This window comes from Helcobacillus massiliensis, from assembly GCF_014191425.1.
Lineage (GTDB): Bacteria > Actinomycetota > Actinomycetes > Actinomycetales > Dermabacteraceae > Helcobacillus > Helcobacillus massiliensis.
In genome coordinates, this window is record NZ_JACHWP010000006.1 from 1 (window position 1) to 17059 (window position 17059).

Below are 17059 nucleotides of genomic sequence, written 5' to 3' on the forward strand. Positions count from 1 at the left end.
GAGGACGGCGACCGCGAACGCGATGTCGGTGGCGGCGGGGATCGCCCAGCCGCCCCGTGCTTCGGCCGGGCCCATCAGGTTGATGAGCGTGTAGATGACGGCGGGGACGGCCACGCCACCGGCGGCGGCGAACATCGGCACGAGCGCCTTGCCGGGGTCGTTGAGGTCACCGGTGACGAACTCCTGCTTCAGCTCCAGGCCAGTGAGGAAGAAGAAGACGGCGAGGAGCCCGTCGGCCGCCCAGTGGGCGAGGGACAGCTTCAGGTCCAGCCAGGGGGTCTCGAACCCGACTTCGGTCTGAGCGAGGGAGGTGTAGAAGTCGTTGAAGCCGGCGTTGGCGAGGATCAGCGCGATGAGGGTCGCGATCATCAGGGCGATGCCGCCGGCGGATTCCTTCGTGAGGATGTTCTCCACGCGGGAGTACTCGCGGTAGGTGCCGCGCTCGAGGATGCGGTGGGGGACTTTGTGGGGTTCGCCGGCGAGGGGCTTGTCGGGAGTGTTCACTGCGCGGTCTCCAGGTGGGTGAGGAGGGCGGCGAAGAAGTCCTCGCAGGCCGCGAGCTGGTCGAGAGAGACGAATTCGTTGGCGCCGTGGGCCTGGGCGATGTCACCGGGGCCGATGACCACGGCGCTCATGCCGGCGTGCTCGTAGATCCCGGATTCGGTGCCGTAGGTGACCTTCTCGGCCTGGACGTCGCGGCCCAGCGTCTTCGCGAGGGTGGCGGCGGGGCCGTCGGGGGCGGCGTCCAGGGGGTAGAGGAGGGAGTTGATGGTCAGCTGCGCGCCCACCTTCTTCGCGGCCGACGGGTCCGCGGGATCGTCGGGGACCGCGGCCTTCATGGCGGTGTCGAGCTCGTCGATCTTCGCCTGGATGTCGCGGACCACGGCGGGGACGTCGACGCTGGGAAGGGCGCGGAACTCGAACGTGAGGTGCGCGTGGTCGGGGACGGTGTTGCCGGCGATGCCGGCGTCGACCACGTTGACGCCGCCCGTGGTGTGGGGGACGGGGAACGCGTCGTCGCTGGGGCCCTCCTCGACGAGGCGGTCGATGACCTCGCGGTGGTACCAGGTGATGAATTCGCCGGCGTAGCGGATGGCGTTGAGGCCGCGCGGCAGCAGGGACGAGTGGGCGGCGATGCCGTGGAAGGTCGCCTGGAAGGAGTTCATGGACTTGTGGGAGGCGATCGCGGTCATCATGGTCGGCTCGCCGACGAAGGCGACGCGCGGGTGGATGCCGAGGGCGTCGAGCTGCTTGACGAGTTCTCGGGCGCCGTTGCAGGTGGTCTCCTCCTCCCACGTGGCGGCGAAGATGACGGGTTCGTCGAGGTCAGCGGCCTGGAAGCGGCCGGCCATCTGGGCGAACACGGCGAGGTAGGACTTCATGTCGCAGGTGCCGCGGCCGTAGAGGAGGCCGTCGCGCTCGGTGGCGGTGAAGGGGTCGGAGTCCCAGTCCTGGCCGTCCACGGGCACGCAGTCGGCGTGGCCGGCGATGAGGACGCCGCGGCGCTCACCGGCAGCGGGTGCCTCGGCTGCGTCGGCGGAGCTGGTGGCCCCGTCGGCCGACGGGTTCGCGCTGGTGGCGCCGTCGGTGGGGGAGTCGAGGCGGTCCACCCCGCCCTTGCCGACCCCGGACAGCTCCCCGATGAGGTCGCGGGAGAGCTGGTCGCTGGGGGTGAGGGCGCGCTCGGGGAGGAGGGCGCCGACGGATTCCTGGCCTCCGTCGGCCCCGCCGGCCTGGTGGCGGGAGGGGAAGACGCCGATGAGGTTCGCGTTGATGCCGTCGTCCTCACGCAGTACGTGCGTGATCACGCCGTGGTCGCTGAGCCACCGTTGGAGGAGTTCGATCGCGGGCACGTTGCCGTCGCGCGAAGTGGTGTCCAGGGCGATCAGCTGCTCGACCGCGGCGCGCGGAGTGTCGGGCAGTGAGATGTTCACGTCGTCGGGAAGGTCTGCCATGGCGCCACTCTATGCCCCACCTCCTGGGTCGGGCAGGGGCGTCCGCCCGGAGCTGTCCGGTACCCCGTGGACGGCGGTCTGGGAGATGATATGGGTCACCCACCGGTGTAGAGTGTGCCGGTTCCACTGGAAGCACCCGATGCCCTCGGGCGCCGATCACGAGGAAGGCCACTCATGTCCTCCGCAACCCCCACCAGCGGCGCCGGCGGCACCCCGAATGCCGCCAGCGGCGCGACCACTGCGCCCGAGCACGGCGGCGGCGAGCTGAAGAAGGCCATCGGCCCGAAGCTGCTGCTCCTGTTCATCGTCGGCGACATCCTCGGCACCGGCGTCTACTCCCTGACGGGCAAGGTCGCCGGCCAGGTGGGCGGCGCCGGCTGGATCCCCATCATCATCGCGTTCGGCGTCGCACTGCTGACCGCCTTCTCCTACCTCGAGATGGTCACGAAGTACCCGCAGGCCGCCGGCGCAGCGCTCTACGTCCACAAGGCGTTCGGCATCCACTTCCTCACCTTCATGGTGACGTTCGCGGTGCTCTCCTCCGGCATCACCTCCGCCGCCACCAGCTCCGTGTTCCTCGCGAAGAACTTCCTCGCCGCGTTCCACCTCGACACGTCGATGAGCGAAGCCTCCGCCTCCACCCTCGTCACCGTCATCGCGGTGGTGTTCATCAGCCTCGTGGCGCTGATCAACCTGTACGGCGTCAGCGAATCGGTGAAGGCGAACGTGGTGCTGACCGTCATCGAACTGTCCGGCCTGGCGCTGGTGCTGGGAGTCGGCTTCCTCGCCATCGGGCAGGGCAACGCCGACCTCTCCCGCGTGGTCCTGTTCGAATCGCAGACCGACAAGTCCCTGTTCATGGCGACCATCGGCGCCACCGCCCTCGCGTTCTTCTCCATGGTCGGCTTCGAGGACTCCGTCAACATGGCCGAAGAGGTGAAGGACGCCCCCAGCACCTTCCCGAAGATGCTGCTGGCGGGCCTGTCCATCACCGGCGTGGTGTACGTGCTGGTGTCCATCACCACGGTCGCCGTGGTGCCGATCGGCCCCCTCACCGAGTCCGACACCCCGCTGCTCGAAGTGGTGCACCACGGCGCCCCGGGCCTGCCCATCGATGACATCTTCCCGTTCATCTCGATCTTCGCTGTCGCCAACACCGTCCTGATCAACATGATGATGGCGTCGCGCCTGCTGTACGGCATGGCCCGCCAGGGCGTGCTCCCGGGCTTCCTGCGCGGCGTGCTGAAGACCCGCCGCTCCCCGTGGAGCGCGATCATCTTCTCCACCGTGCTCGGCGTGGGCCTCATCCTCGCCGTCCGCTTCGTGTTCGCCGAGGACACCATTGCCGCGCTCGGCGGCACCACCGCCCTGCTGCTGCTCGCCGTGTTCTGCCTGGTGAACATTGCGGTGCTGGTGCTGCGCCGGGATCGCGTGGACCACAAGCACTTCACCACCCCCACCGTGATGGCGGTGCTCGGCGCAGTGACCGCCGGGTTCCTCGTGGGGCCGTGGGCGCAGGACCCGAAGAACTACACGATCGCCGCGGGCCTGCTCGGTGTGGGTCTCGTGCTGTACGTGATCACCTACCTGTACAACGGTGCTGTGCGCGCCCGCCGCACCCGCTTCCACAACCCTGACGAGATCGGCAAGGAATGACCCGATGAAGATCCTGCTCGCCTACGTTCCCTCCGCCACCAGCGAAGCCGCCTTCGAGTACGCAGTCGCCGAAGCCGCCGCCCACGGCGGTGAGCTGCTCGTCCTCGCCTCCGAATCCAGCGGTGTGGCCCGCAAGGACCGCGCCGTCACCGACCGCCGCCCCCTCACCGAGCGGCTCGATGAGACCGGCCTGGAGTACACCATCCGGACCGTGCCGCGCCGTGACGACCCCGCCGACGACATCCTCCGCGCCGTCCGCGACGACGCCGTGGACCTTGTGGTGATGGGCATCCGCAAGCGCACCCCGATCGGCAAGATCCTCGTGGGCTCCACCTCGCAGCGCGTGGTCATGGAGGCGCCGTGCCCGGTGGTGCTGGTGAAGCCGAAGGACTTCGTGCAGCCGCAGGGATTCTGAGCAGGGGTCTGGCGAGGATGCTTGCACACTGCTAGCATGCAGGTATGTCCACTCTGTACATCCGGGATGTGCCTCCCGACGTTTCCGCAGTTCTCAAGAAGCGTGCGGCTCTTAGTGGTCAGTCCCTGTCCGCGTATGTGGTGGACGAACTGACCGCAGTGGCTGCTCGACCATCGAAGGACGAACTCATGGCACGTCTTGATTCCATCTCGAGGTCGAGCGCCCCGACACGAGACGAGATTCTGAGCGAGCTGCACAAGTGCCGCCCATAGCCGTTCTCGATGCGTCTGCCATCGTCGAGATGCTGGTCGGGGAAGCCGACAGAACGTGGTGGTCCGACGTCCTCGCGTCCGACCTCCACGCCCCGCAGCTTCTCGACATCGAGGTGATGAGCGTCCTGCGAGGCTTGGAACGGGGGCGTCGGATCACAGCAGAGTCGGCTGAACAAGCGTGGGCAGTCATGAGTGATCTTTCGATCACGCGCCATCCGTTCGCCGTGACCGCTCCACGCGTCTGGGAGCTGAGGCACCAGTTCACTACCTACGATGCGTCGTATGTGGCGCTGGCCGAGGCGCTCGATGCGCGGCTGCTGACGTGCGACCGAAAGCTCGCAGCCCCCGGCCATCGAGCTCTCGTCACCGTGCTCTGATCCGCTTCTGCTCAGATCTACAGCGACGCCTGCCACGCCTCGTGCAGCGCGGCGAAGCGACCGCCGGCGTCCACGAGCTCGGCGGGGGAGCCGTCCTCGACCACGCGGCCGTCGTGCAGCACGAGCACGCGGTCGGCGATCATCACGGTGGACAGGCGGTGCGCGATGATCAGCGCGGTCCGGTTGCCGAGCAGGCGCGTGAGCCCCTCCTGCACCATCCGCTCCGATGGGATGTCCAGTGAACTGGTCGCCTCATCGAGGATCAGCACGCTCGGGTCGGCGAGGAACGCGCGAGCGAACGAGATCAGCTGCCGCTGACCCGCGGACACCCGCCCGCCGCGCTTGTTGACGTCCGTGTCGTACCCGTCGGGCAGCGCCTCGATGAACTCGTGCGCCCCGATGGCTCGGGCCGCCGCTTCGATGTCCTCGCGGCTCGCGCCGGGGCGCCCCAGTTCGATGTTGTCGGCGATGGTGCCGGAGAACAGGTACGCCTCCTGCGTCACCATCACCACGTGCCGCGTCAGCTCCAGGCCGGTCATGTCCCGCAGGTCGACGCCGTCGAGCTCCACGGTGCCGCCGGTGACGTCGTAGAAGCGGGAGATCAGCTTCGCGATCGTGGACTTGCCGGCGCCGGTCTGGCCCACGAGCGCCACGGTCTGCCCGGCCGGGATGTGAAGGTCCAGCGGGTGCAGCACGAGGGGCCCGTCGGCGCTGTAGCGGAAGGACGCATCGCGGAAGTCGATCTCCCCGCGGCCCTGCTCGATGCGGCGCGCCCGCTCCGGCTGCGGGTCCTTGACGGTCGGCTCCTCCCACAGCAGCGATGCGATCTTCTCCAGCGCCGCCACCGCGGACTGGAACGAGTTGTAGAACCCGGCGATCTCGTCGATCGGCTGGAAGAAGCGGCGGGAGTACAGGACGAGTGCCAGCAGAGCACCGACGGACAGGTCACCGGAGAGCACCCGCAGGCCGCCCACCACGAGCACGGCGGTGATGGTGAGGTTCGCCAGCCACCGCAGGGACGGCTGGTAGATGCCGAACACGTTGATGGAGCGGACCGTGGCGGCGCGGTAGTCCTCCGCGAGCTGCGCGTACCGTTCGTTGTTCTCCTCTTCGCGGCGGAACGCCTTCACGGCGCGGATGCCGTTCATCGCCTCCACGAACTGGACGATCAGCCGCGCCGAATGGGTGCGGATCGCGCGGTACGCCTCCCGGGACGCCCGCTGGAACCACACGGTGACCGCCACGCACGGGATCAGCATGATGAGCATGACGGCGCCGGTCACCCAGTCCATCCAGACGATCGAGACGGCGGTGAAGACCATCGACAGGCTGGAGCCGATGAGGATCGGCACACCGAATTCGAGGAGTTCTCGCAGGGCCTCCATGTCCGAGGTCTGGCGGGACACGATCCGGCCCGAGGTGTAGCTCTCGTGGAACTCGAGGCTGAGGCGCTGCGTGTGCCGGAACACTCGGCGCCGCAGCTCCAGCAGCATCTGCTGCCCGATCACGGTGGACTGGCGGATGTACCCGAAGGTGAGGGCACCGGCGATGACAGCCGCGGCCACGTGCAGCGCGGCGGCGGCGAGCGCCGGCCCGGAGCGGCCCTCCATGAGCGCAGGCAGGCCGTTGTCGATGCCCCAGGCGATGATGGCGGGCCCGGCGACCACGGCGATCTGCGCCGCCACCACCATGATCGCGACGAGCACGAACTGCAGCTTCACGGGGGCGAGGAGTTCGCGCAGCAGCTGCATGGAGCGGCGGCGGGACTCACGGTTCTCCTCCGCGGTGACGGGGACGGCGCCGTCGGCGTCGAGGCCGTTGCCCTTCGCGGAGGTGCTGTTCGCGGCGGTGCTCATCGTGCCTCCATCCCTTCCGCGGCCTCGCCGCTGATCGCTTCGATCTCGCCGGTGAGGGTGTCCACCGAGGTGTTGCGGCGGTTCTCCTCCTGCTGGTGCGCGATCACGTACCGGTACCGTTCGGACGTCTCCATCAGCTCCGCGTGCGTGCCGACTGCGGTGATTCGGCCGCCGTCCAGCAGCGCGACCCGGTCGGCGAGCGCCACGGTGGAGGTGCGGTGCGCCACGATCAGCGTGGTGGTCTGATCCAGCACCTCGCGCAGACGCTCGGTGACGCGCTCTTCGGTCTTGGTGTCGAGGGCGCTGAGGGGGTCGTCGAGGAGGAGGACTTCGGGTCGGGCGGCGATGGCGCGGGCCAGGGCGAGGCGCTGCCGCTGCCCACCGGAGAGGCTCAGGCCCTCCTCGCCGATCGCGGTGTCGACGCCGTCGGGCAGGTCGTAGGCGAAGGAGGCGTCGGCGGTGTCGAGCGCGAGGTGCAGCAGGTCCTCGCGCTCCTGGTCGCTGAGGGCGGCGTCGGCCCCGAGGAGCACGTTGGTCCGCACGGAGTCGGAGAAGAGGGTGGCGTCCTCGAATGCGACGGCGGTGCGGGTGTGGAGGTCCTCGAGCTGGAGGTCGCGCAGGTCGGTGCCGTCGATGGTGATGGCGCCTCCGGTGACGTCGTACAGGCGGGCGACGAGCTGCAGCAGGGTGGACTTGCCGGACCCGGTGATGCCGACCAGCGCCATCGTCTCCTTCGGGCGGATGGTGAGGCTGGCTCCGTCGATGATGTCGGGCATGCGGTCGGGGGCGTCGGCGTAGCGGAAGTGGACGTCCTGCAGGACCACTTCGCCGCGCGCAGTGGGGGAGGGGGAGGCCGACGGGTGCTGCGCCTGCCCCGGCTCCGGCGAGGTGATGGTGTTCTCGGCGTCCATCACCTCGAAGTGGCGGTCGAGGGCGGTGGAGGTGTTGACGAACATGCCGAGCAGCTGGCCGAGCATCCGCACGGGCCCGGTGACGAGGACGGCGGTGGTGAAGTACGCGGCGAGCTGGCCCACGTTCATGTGCCCCGACGCCGTCAGATGCAGGCCCACCAGCAGGGACAGACCGGTCGCGATCTCCGGCAGGGTGAACATGACCATGTCGAAGCGGGCGATGGCGGTGGCTTTGCGGACCTCGGTGAGGCGGAGGTCGTCGGCCTGCGCGGTGAAGCTCTCCAGCGCGGTGGGGCCGCGACCGAACGCCTTGAGCACGCGGATGCCCTGCACGGACTGCTCAATGGTGGTGGCGAGGTCACCGGTCTGGTCCTGCGACTGCCGGGACAGCTGCGAGAACGTGCGGCTGAACCGGTAGGAGTAGATGCTGACGGGCACGGCGGCTGCGATGAAGATCAGCGCCAGGATCCAGTTCGCCTTCACCAGCAGGGCGAGGCCCACCACCACGGTGACGATCGTGGTGACGCCCATGATCATGCCGAACGCGATGAAGCGGCGGATGAGGTTGGTGTCGGTCATCGCGCGGGACAGCAGCTGCCCGGAGCCCCACTGGTCGTGGAAGGCGACCGGCATGTCCTGGATCTTGCGGTGCAGCCGGACCCGCAGGTCCCGCTCCACCGTGGTGGCGGGGCCGATCACGAAGATGCGGCGCAGGAACAGCAGGAGCGCCTCGAGGGTGCCGAGCGCGAGGACGATCGCGCCGCCGGTCCACACCACGGAGGCGGGGCCGCCGGGGCGCAGGTCGGAGTTGACCATCTGCTCGAGCACCTGCGGGATCATCAGGGCGAGCACGGAGGAGCCGAGCGCCACGATGAGGCCGAGGATGAGGCGAATGCGGATGGGGGCGATCAGGATCCAGAGTCGTCGCATCGCCAGCCGCATCGTCTATCGCTCTCCTTCGTGTTGCACAGGCCGCCCATCCTATGTGATGCAGGTCGCCTGCCGCACGTGGTTTCGCAGGTCAGCGCTTCGGAGCGACACCATCGACGGCGTCGATCGCCTCCCCGGAGGTGGCGCGGACGAGGGTGCGCTCGCCCACGAGCACGATCGGAAGGGCATCGAGCCCGCCGAGTTCGGCGGTGAGGGTGCGGGCGTCCGCATCGTGCACCACGTTCACCCAGCTGAAGCGGTCGTCGTTGGACCGCAGCGCCACCTGCATCTGCGCGGAGCCCTTGTTGGACGGGGCCCACAGGATGATTCCGTGGCCGTCGGCGCGCCGCGTCAGCGCCTGCGCGAGCGGTTCGTGCAGGCCCCGGCGCAGCGGTGAGGTCCAGAACGCCATGAATGCGCCGAACGCCAGCATCACCGCACCGTAGACGGGGTGAGAGGAGGCTGTGAGCAGAACGCCGATCGCCGTGAACACGAGGAACAGGGCGACGGGTTTGACCCACAGCCGCCCGAGCGGCAAGGGGGCAGGAGTGATGCGGCCGGGGCCCTCCGGGGTGGGGGAGGGGGCCGACGGGTTCACGGATCGCGACGACATGTCCCCATCGTCCCACGTGGGCAGTTATCCACAGTCCGCGGAGCCCATCGCCATCGGTGCGCGGGCCCGGCAAGAATGGATGCCAGAGGGAGAGGAAACGGCCCCGGCGCTGCTGAGGGGGATAGCGCCGGGGCCACTTCATTGCCCGACCAGATCGAGCAAGGGGTTACACGGTGCCGGTGCGCAACGCTTCCTCTAGGTATTCGGCCTGGCGCATTGCCAAAGCGACGATCGTGAGTGTCGGATTGGCAGCGGCGCCGGTTGTGAACACCGAGCCGTCGGAAACGAACAGGTTCGGAATGTCGTGGGCCCGGCCGAAGGCATCGACTACACCATCGTCCGGACGCTCACTCATACGGCACGTCCCGAGATTGTGTGTGGACGGGTATGGCGGAGTGCGATGAGTCGATGTCGAACCCACTGCTTCGTAAAGGGCCTCCGCTGCGCTGTAGGCATGTTCGCGCATGGCTAGATCATTTGGATGATCGTCGTAATGCACATTTGCGACCGGCAGGCCGAACTGGTCGCTGACAGTGGGGTTCAGCGTGATCGCGTTGGACTCCTGCGGCATGTCTTCACCCACCAGCCAGCAACCAGCCGTATTCGCATAACCGTCGAGGATGGACGTGAAGTTGCGTCCCCACGCTCCGGGCTCTGCGAAACTGGCCAGGAAAGCCGGCCCCAAGGAGATTGTTTCGATGTAGTAGCCGCCGGCGAAGCCGCGGCCGGGATTGTGAACGGATTCATCGGCGATCAGGCCAGCCATGGTCTCACCCCGGTACATGTGCACAGGCTTCGAGAACTGTGCGTATACGCTGCCCGTCAGGTGGCGCATGTAATTGCGGCCGAGCTGCCCCGAGGAGTTCGCAAGGCCGTCCGGAAACAGAGCATTTGCGCTCTGCAGAAGCAGACGCGGGTTTTCGATGGCGTTGCCTGCTACACAGACCACGGCGGCTGCCTGACGCTGCAGGTTGCCGTCTTCGTCGAAGTAGAGGACCCCTTCGATTCGGCCCTTCGAGTCCGTGGTCAGCTCGGCGACATGGCAGTTGGGGCGAAGATCGAGCTTTCCAGTCTTGACAGCACGCGGGATCTCTCGCACCATCGTCGACCACTTCGACTTGTTCTTATCGCCCTGGAAGTTGAAGCCATCCTGGATCGACGCCGGCCGGCCGTCGTAGGGTGCCGCGTTGGTGCCGTAGGGACCGGTTGCGTAGTGCTTGTAGCCCACCTTCTCCGCACCCCCGGCGAGCACCTTGTAGTTGTTGTTCGCCGGCAGCGGCGGGCGCCCGCCGCGATGTGTGGATCCGATCGCGTCCTCGGCACGCGTGTAGTACGGCTCCAGATCCTCATAGCTGATGGGCCAGTCGAGAAGATTCGCACCGTCGATTCGCCCGTAGGTGGAACGGGTCTTGAACTCGTGGGGTTTGAAGCGCGGTGTCGCGCCCGACCAGTGAGTGGTGGTCCCGCCGACGGCCTTCACGATCCACGCGGGCAGGTTGGGGAAGTCCTTGGCGATGCGCCACGACCCGGAGGTCGTCCTCTGGTCAGTCCACGCCATTTGGTTGAAGGCTTCCCACTCAAGGTTCACGTAGTCCTCGTTGTGCAGGTAGGGGCCCGCCTCCAGCAGCACGCATTCGATGCCCATTCGTGTCAGTTCGTAGGCCATGGTGCCGCCACCGGCTCCGGAACCCACGATGACGACCGACGGGGTTGTGAGCTCGATCTTCTTCATTGCCCGCTCCTCCCGGTCCGGTTCGGCTGTCCTGACTGTCGGTTCTGCCCCACGGGTACTGCAGCCGGTCGGACATCTGCGGCGCCGCTGGCGCCAGGGATTGGGGAAATGACATGAGCCAACGGCTCGCCTCCGTACTCCTCGATCCGAGGTTCCGGCAGCCAATCGAGGTCGTTGAAGCCGCGGTCGATGTATCCGCCCTTGTCGAAGGAGGGGCCTTCATACCCGAGCGTTGCCCACACCTCCTCGTCCTCGTACAGGTTCACAACGGCGTTCTGCCGCACGAACCCGAAGAACGGTGTGTGCTGGATCTGCATGAGCAGCGGGTGTGCCTCGTCGGGCTCCATGTCGATGAAGGTGCCGTTGGACAGTGCTTCCAACGACCGCAGCCCTTGGTGGAGCTTCACTTCGGCCCACGGTGACGCGGCGGCTTCCCGCAGAACGATGTCCGCGGTCCGCTCATACGCCGTGATGGGCACCGAGTCATGCGGGAAAATGGCCCGGATCAGATGGGTGAGATAGACCTTTTCGTCTGGGAGTTGGCCTGCTCTTCTCCCGGTTTCAGTCTTCTTCGACTGCATGACCCCTCCTTAGGTCGTGACGTGATGGCCGCCACAGTAGGAAGAGGGGTCTGGGTGCTCAAGAGGTGTTCTCAGGGCACGAGAATCAGCCTCCGCGGGAGTGTCAGAGTCGGTTCGCGCCCAGGCGGTACGCCCGTGAGGCCCGCGCTGCGGAGGCACGCAGCCGTGATTCGATGTGGCGCTGCCGCCCGTCGTAGGCACCCGACGGAGCCGATATCGCCAGTGACCCGATCAGCAGTCCGTCGCCTGCCCGAATCGCAGCAGCGGCACACGATATCCCTGGCTGGAACTCTTCGTGCTCCCACGCAACACCGCTCTCGCTGATCGCCGCCAGCTCCTCAAGGAGCTCGTTCGGATCGGTCCTGGTGTTCGGGGTGTGCTGCTGAAGAGGAGTCCCAGACACGCGTTCGTGCTGCTCGTCGTGGGAGAGGGATGCGAGGCCGATCTTTCCGAATGCCGTCGCGTGGGGACTCTCATGGAAGCCGAACCCCATCTTCCCCAGACGGGGCGCGTCAGCGGAGTCGGCGACGTCGACCACGACGAAATCGGTGCCGCGATGGACTGCCAGGTAGCAGGCGAGATGGAGGTCATTGTGGAGGCTGCGCACCTCTCGGCGGACAGCGAGCGGCACACCGATATCGTCGTGGAGGCCCTTTGCCAGCACGTGCAGCCGGTAGCCCAGCGCAAACCTGCTTTCGGCGCGGAGATGCACCATGTACCCGAGGTCGATGAGTTCGCTGCATGCCCGGTACACCGTTGGGAGTGGGATGGAAGTCCGTTCCGCGATCGACTTCGCGGAGGCGCTTCCCTGAGACGCGACAGCTTCGAGGATTGCGAACGTCCGCTCCACCTGTCCGTGAGGTGGGTTCTGAGCCGCCTGAAGATCCGCCATTGCGCAAGGCTAGCCCACGAGCAGCGGCGCTGAGGGCTTCTTGCGCGATGAGAAGAGCTGTGGAAGTCGAGGGGCGGCACAGCCCAGGATGGGCACATCGTCCGAGGCAGTCCACCAGTTCAGGAAAGGGAAGACGATGATCCTTATCAATGTGAAGTTCGAGGTCAAGCCGGAGCATGCGGACAATTGGCCCTCAATCTCCGAGGAGTTCACCGAGGCGACTCTGCAGGAACCGGGGAACCTGTGGTTCGAATGGTCGCGCAGCGTCAAGGACCCCAACACGTACGTTCTGATCGAAGCGTTCACCGACGAGGGAGCCGCCCCTCATGTCGAGTCCGAACACTTCAAGGCAATGCAGGAGGAGTTCCCCGCCTATCTGGCGTCGACTCCGCAGATCGTATCGGTCCAGGTGGAGTCCGACGGCTGGGGCCCCATGGGCGAGATCAGCGTCGAGTGACCGGCGGGTCGTGAGGGTCTGATCGATCGGTCGACCGGGCCCTCACGCCAGCGTCGTCGGTCCTACCCTGGAGTCCTCTGTTGTTGCGGCTCCCCCATGCAGTTGTGAGGTGGTTCAGTGTGATGCCCGTGAGCGCAACCGTCATCGGCCTGATGTCCGGCACGTCCCATGACGCGATCGACGCCGCCGCAGCCCAGATCCATCTCGAGGACGGCGCAGCCGGACCCACCCTCGTGCTCCGCCCCCTCGGCCTCGTCTCCGCACCCTACGAACCCGGCCTGCGCCGCGCCATCACCGCCGCCCTCCCGCCGAATCCCACCAGCATGGGCGCGGTGTGCGAACTCGACACCCGCATCGGCCAGGCGTTCGCCGACCTCGCCGCCCGCGCGGACACCGAGCTCTGCGACGGCCGCGCCGACCTCGCCGTCTCCCACGGCCAGACCCTCTTCCACTGGGTCGAGGGCGGTCAGGTCCGCGGCACCCTGCAGCTCGGGCAGGCGGCATGGATCGCGGAGCGCACCGGCCTGACCACCGTCAGCGACCTGCGCTCGCGGGACGTCGCCGCCGGCGGCCAGGGCGCCCCACTCGTCTCGCTCATCGACGTGCTCTGGCTGCACGGCCTGCAGGCCGGCGAGGCCGACGGGATCGCACCGGCCGGCAGCGCAGCCGCCGTGAACCTTGGCGGCATCGCCAACGCCACCGTGCTGCGCCCCGGCGCCGACCCCATCGCCTTCGACACCGGCCCCGCGAACGCCCTCCTCGACGCCGCCGTCCACGACCGCACCGGCGGCCGTCAGAGCGCCGACGTCGACGGTCTGCTCGCGCTCGCCGGCAGCACCCACCCGCGCCTGCTCGAAGCGCTGCTGGCCGACGGGTTCTACGAGCGGCCCGCCCCGAAGACCACAGGGAAGGAACTGTTCCACCCGGGCTACATCGCTGAGCGCGCCCGCGCCGCCGACCCGCCGGTCGACCTGGATGAGCTCAGCCTCGAGGACCTCGCCGCAACCCTGACGGAGCTGACCGGGCGCACCCTCGCCGGCGCGCTGACCAGCGCGAACACCACCGGTGCGCCGGGCCTGGTGGTGCTGTCCGGCGGCGGCACCCGGAACCCGGCGATCGTCGCCGCGATCCGCCGGCACCTTCCCGCATCGAACGTCCGCATCAGCGACGAGCTCGGGTTCGACTCCGCCGCGAAGGAAGCGCTCGCGTTCGCCGCGCTCGGCTTCTTCACCGTCCACGGCCTGCCCGGCGCCCTGCCGTCCTGCACCGGCGCCGGCCGCGCCGCCGTCCTCGGGTCCATCACCCCCGGTACGCGCGGCGCCCCGCCGCTGAGCGGGAGCCCATTCGGCGCCGCGAACCCGTCGGCCCGCGTTCCCGCCCCCATCGCCCTCCGAATCGAGCAGCCATGACCCACCACAGCACAGTGCCCGGCGCGATCCGCGACGCCGTCGGCGACCCGAAGCGCCTCACCACCCGCCTCATCGACCGCGCCGCCCGCGCCGGCGACGCCTCCCACTACCTCCTCACCCCCAGCGCCGTCATCACCGCCGCCGACGCCCCCGAAGTGGGCCGGATCCTCGCGGCCGCCACCGCCAGCCGCACCCCGGTCACGATCCGCTCCGGCGGCACCAGCCTCTCCGGCCAGGCCTCCACCGACGGCATCCTCATCGACGTCCGTCAGCGCTTCCGCACCATCGACGTCCTCGACGGCGGCGAGCGGGTCCGCGCCGGCTCCGGCATGACGATCGCCCAGGTCAACAACCACCTGCGCCGCTACCGCCGCCGCCTCGGCCCCGACCCGGCCAGCGAAGCCGCCGCCACCATCGGCGGTGTCATCGCCAACAACTCCAGCGGCATGGCCTGCGGCACCGAACAGAACACATACCGCACCCTCGAATCGATGTGGCTCGTGCTGCCCACCGGCACCCTGATCGACACCGCTGACCCGCACGCCGACCGCCGCCTGCGCGACCTGGAGCCCGACATCCATGACGGCCTGCTCCGCCTGCGCGAGCGGATCCGCTCGAACCCGGCGTCCGTCGCAGCGATCCGGGAGCGCTTCGCGCTGAAGAACACGATGGGCTACGGCATCAACGCCTTCCTCGACGCCGAGCACCCCATCGACATCCTCCGCCTGCTCATCATCGGCTCCGAAGGCACCCTCGGCTTCGTCGCTGACGCCACCTTCCGCACCGTCGGCGTGCCCCCGTTCGTCACCACCGGCCTCGGCGTGTTCCCCAGCCTCGACGCCGCCGCCCGCGCCCTGCCGGCGCTCGTCGACTCCGGCGCCGCCACCCTCGAACTGATGGACTCGACCTCGATCACCGTCGGCCAGGAGCTCGCGGATGCGCCGCCGGAGATCACCGGGTTCCGGCCCGACGGCGAAGCCGCCCTCCTCATCGAATACCGCGCCGAGACTGCAGCGGCCCTGGCCGACCAGCAGGCCGCCGCGGGCCGCATCCTCGCCGGTCAACAGCTACGGGATCAGGTCCGGTTCAGTGAGGACCCCGTCGGCCGCGCGTCCGCGTGGGCGCTGAGGAAGGGGCTGTACGCCTCCGTTGCCGGTGCGCGCCCCATCGGCACCACCGCACTCCTGGAGGACATCGTGGTGCCGCCCGCCTCCCTCGCCGACACCTGCGCTGACCTGCAGGACCTGTTCGCCGAGCACCGCTACGGCAGCAGCGTCATCTTCGGCCACGCGAAGGACGGCAACATCCACTTCATGCTCACCGACCGCTTCGAGGGCGATGACGCGCTCGGCCGCTACGACCGGTTCACCGAGTCCATGGTGGACCTCGTGCTCTCCCACGGCGGCAACCTCAAGGCCGAGCACGGCACCGGTCGCGCGATGGCGCCGTTCGTGCACCGCCAGTACGGTGACGAGCTCTACGACGTCATGGTGCAGCTCAAGCGCCTCATCGACCCCGCCGGCATCATGAACCCCGGCGTCATCATCAGCGACGACGCCGACGCGCACATGGCGAACATCAAACTGAACCCGCCGGTGGAGGACGAAGTGGACCGCTGCGTGGAGTGCGGCTACTGCGAACCCGTCTGCCCCAGCCGGGACCTCACCCTCACACCGCGGCAGCGGATCGTGGTGCGCCGCGCCGCCGAAGCAGCGCTTGCCCGCGGTGACCTCGACACGGTGGCGGAGCTCCGCGCCGACTACGACTACGAGGGTGTGCAGACCTGCGCGGTGGACGGAATGTGCGCCGTCGCCTGCCCGCTGGGCATCGACACGGGTGCGCTCGTGAAGCGCCTGCGCCGCGAGAAGGCGAACCCGATCCACGCCGCCGCGTGGGCGGGGGCGGCCCGCGCCTGGGCGCCCGTCAGCCGCGGCGCCGCCGGTGCGCTGGACGCCGCCGGGGCACTGCCGCCGTCGGTCCCCGGGGGTCTCTCACGCGCCGGCCGCGCTGTCCTCGGGGCCGACGTGGTGCCCCGTTACACACCGGACCTGCCCGGAGGCGGCGCCGCCCGCCACCTGCTCGGCCGCACGCTCGGCGCGCGCGACGGGGACCTCGTGGGCATCTACCTGCCGGCGTGCGTGTCCTCCATGTTCGGGCCGGCCGACGGATGCGGCAGCGACAGCAGCTGCGGCGACGGTGGCTGCAGTGACGGCGGCTGCAGTGGCGGCGAGCGGGACCGGCACGGCGTGGCCGGCGCCCTCGGCACGGTCCTGGAGCGGGTGGGGCTGCGAGTCGTCATCCCGGACGGCATAGACACGCTGTGCTGCGCCACCCCGTGGACGTCGAAGGGGTACGCGGCGGGCGTCGGCGCGATGCAGCGCCGAGTCAGCGGCGCCGTGCGGCGCGTGGTGCGCGAGCTCAGCGCTGCCGGCGCCCCTGCCGATCTGCCGATCATCTCCGACGCCTCCAGCTGCACCGAGGGCTACGCCTCCATGCTCGCCGACCAGGGATTCCGTGTGGAGGATGCGGTGGAGCTGGTGGCCCGCGAAGCACTGCCGCGCCTGCTGTGCACCGGGGCCGACGGGACCGCCCCCACCGGTGCGGCGCTTCAGCCGCAGGTGGAGGAGATCGTCCTGCACCCCACCTGCTCCTCCACGCAGATGGGGCTGAACCCTGCGCTCATCAAGGTCGCCGAAGCCGTTGCGGACACGGTGACGGTGCCCGCGATGTGGTCGTGCTGCGGCTTCGCGGGCGACCGCGGCATGCTTCACCCGGAGCTCACGGACGCCGCCACCGCTGACGAGGCCGCCGAGGTGCGCCGAGGCGTCGACACCGCTGATGACCGCGACGCCGCAGAACTGCGGGGGAGCGGCGCTGCACGCGGCAGCCGCGCGTTCGCGTCCTGCAACCGCACCTGCGAGATCGGCATGTCCCGTGCTACTGGCGAGGACTACCGCCACATCATCGAGCTGCTCGCCGACGCGGCCCGCGCCGGCTGATAGG

At 68.8% G+C, this 17059-nt stretch carries 15 protein-coding genes; 7 read left to right on the top strand and 8 right to left on the bottom strand.

Annotated features, from left to right (window positions below):
* Nucleotides 1-504, bottom strand: a 504-nt coding sequence (locus tag FHX50_RS08790) for a Na+/H+ antiporter NhaA (protein ID WP_343064076.1), incomplete at its 3' end; no start/stop codon positions are given.
* Nucleotides 501-1955 (bottom strand): M20/M25/M40 family metallo-hydrolase, encoded by a 1455-nt coding sequence (locus tag FHX50_RS08795; protein ID WP_183376702.1) that lies wholly within the window; start codon nucleotides 1953-1955, stop codon nucleotides 501-503. The genes FHX50_RS08795 and FHX50_RS08790, both read right to left, overlap by 4 nt.
* 174 nt (nucleotides 1956-2129) lie before the next feature.
* Here FHX50_RS08795 and FHX50_RS08800 point away from each other — a divergent pair, with 174 nt between their 5' ends.
* The 4 genes from FHX50_RS08800 to FHX50_RS08810 are packed head-to-tail and all read left to right on the top strand — an operon-like array spanning nucleotide 2130 to nucleotide 4675.
* On the top strand, nucleotides 2130-3611 hold the full coding sequence (locus FHX50_RS08800) for an APC family permease (protein WP_183376704.1): 1482 nt from the start codon (nucleotides 2130-2132) through the stop codon (nucleotides 3609-3611).
* Nucleotides 3612-3615: 4 nt separating this feature from the next.
* Nucleotides 3616-4026 (top strand): universal stress protein, encoded by a 411-nt coding sequence (locus FHX50_RS08805; RefSeq protein WP_183376706.1) that lies wholly within the window; start codon nucleotides 3616-3618, stop codon nucleotides 4024-4026.
* A 44-nt stretch (nucleotides 4027-4070) separates the two neighbouring features.
* Complete coding sequence (locus FHX50_RS12450; RefSeq protein ID WP_415830005.1) at nucleotides 4071-4298, top strand: FitA-like ribbon-helix-helix domain-containing protein; 228 nt, start codon at nucleotides 4071-4073, stop codon at nucleotides 4296-4298.
* Nucleotides 4286-4675, top strand: coding sequence for a type II toxin-antitoxin system VapC family toxin (locus FHX50_RS08810; protein WP_343064077.1), 390 nt, complete (start codon nucleotides 4286-4288; stop codon nucleotides 4673-4675). The genes FHX50_RS12450 and FHX50_RS08810 overlap by 13 nt, the downstream gene beginning before the upstream one ends.
* Before the next feature lie 17 nt (nucleotides 4676-4692).
* Here the strand turns inward: FHX50_RS08810 and FHX50_RS08815 are convergent, their stop codons facing one another.
* The 6 genes from FHX50_RS08815 to FHX50_RS08840 all read right to left on the bottom strand — a co-directional run bounded on the left by FHX50_RS08815 (nucleotide 4693) and on the right by FHX50_RS08840 (nucleotide 12190).
* Nucleotides 4693-6531 carry an ABC transporter ATP-binding protein gene (locus tag FHX50_RS08815; RefSeq protein WP_183376708.1) on the bottom strand — a complete coding sequence of 613 codons (1839 nt, stop codon included), beginning with the start codon at nucleotides 6529-6531 and terminating at the stop codon, nucleotides 4693-4695.
* Nucleotides 6528-8384 carry an ABC transporter ATP-binding protein gene (locus FHX50_RS08820; protein ID WP_183376710.1) on the bottom strand — a complete coding sequence of 619 codons (1857 nt, stop codon included), beginning with the start codon at nucleotides 8382-8384 and terminating at the stop codon, nucleotides 6528-6530. The genes FHX50_RS08815 and FHX50_RS08820 overlap by 4 nt, the downstream gene beginning before the upstream one ends.
* Before the next feature lie 79 nt (nucleotides 8385-8463).
* A complete protein-coding gene (locus tag FHX50_RS08825) occupies nucleotides 8464-8985 on the bottom strand; it encodes a hypothetical protein (RefSeq protein WP_183376712.1) in 522 nt (173 codons plus the stop codon).
* A 166-nt stretch (nucleotides 8986-9151) separates the two neighbouring features.
* Nucleotides 9152-10717, bottom strand: a complete 1566-nt coding sequence (locus FHX50_RS08830) for a GMC family oxidoreductase (RefSeq protein ID WP_183376714.1) — start codon at nucleotides 10715-10717, stop codon at nucleotides 9152-9154.
* A complete protein-coding gene (locus FHX50_RS08835) occupies nucleotides 10714-11298 on the bottom strand; it encodes a hypothetical protein (RefSeq protein WP_183376716.1) in 585 nt (194 codons plus the stop codon). Before FHX50_RS08835 ends, FHX50_RS08830 begins: the two co-directional genes overlap by 4 nt.
* 103 nt (nucleotides 11299-11401) lie before the next feature.
* Nucleotides 11402-12190, bottom strand: a complete 789-nt coding sequence (locus FHX50_RS08840; protein WP_183376718.1) for an IclR family transcriptional regulator — start codon at nucleotides 12188-12190, stop codon at nucleotides 11402-11404.
* A 136-nt stretch (nucleotides 12191-12326) separates the two neighbouring features.
* On the opposite strand from FHX50_RS08840, the gene FHX50_RS08845 reads away from it, so the two are divergent.
* From FHX50_RS08845 to FHX50_RS08855, 3 genes are all read left to right on the top strand, one after another.
* A complete protein-coding gene (locus FHX50_RS08845) occupies nucleotides 12327-12647 on the top strand; it encodes a putative quinol monooxygenase (protein ID WP_183376720.1) in 321 nt (106 codons plus the stop codon).
* A gap of 128 nt (nucleotides 12648-12775) precedes the next feature.
* Entirely contained in the window at nucleotides 12776-14056 is a 1281-nt protein-coding gene (locus FHX50_RS08850) for an anhydro-N-acetylmuramic acid kinase (protein ID WP_343064078.1), read from the top strand.
* Nucleotides 14053-17055 carry an FAD-binding and (Fe-S)-binding domain-containing protein gene (locus FHX50_RS08855; protein ID WP_183376722.1) on the top strand — a complete coding sequence of 1001 codons (3003 nt, stop codon included), beginning with the start codon at nucleotides 14053-14055 and terminating at the stop codon, nucleotides 17053-17055. The genes FHX50_RS08850 and FHX50_RS08855 overlap by 4 nt, the downstream gene beginning before the upstream one ends.
* The last annotated feature ends 4 nt before the right edge of the window (nucleotides 17056-17059 follow it).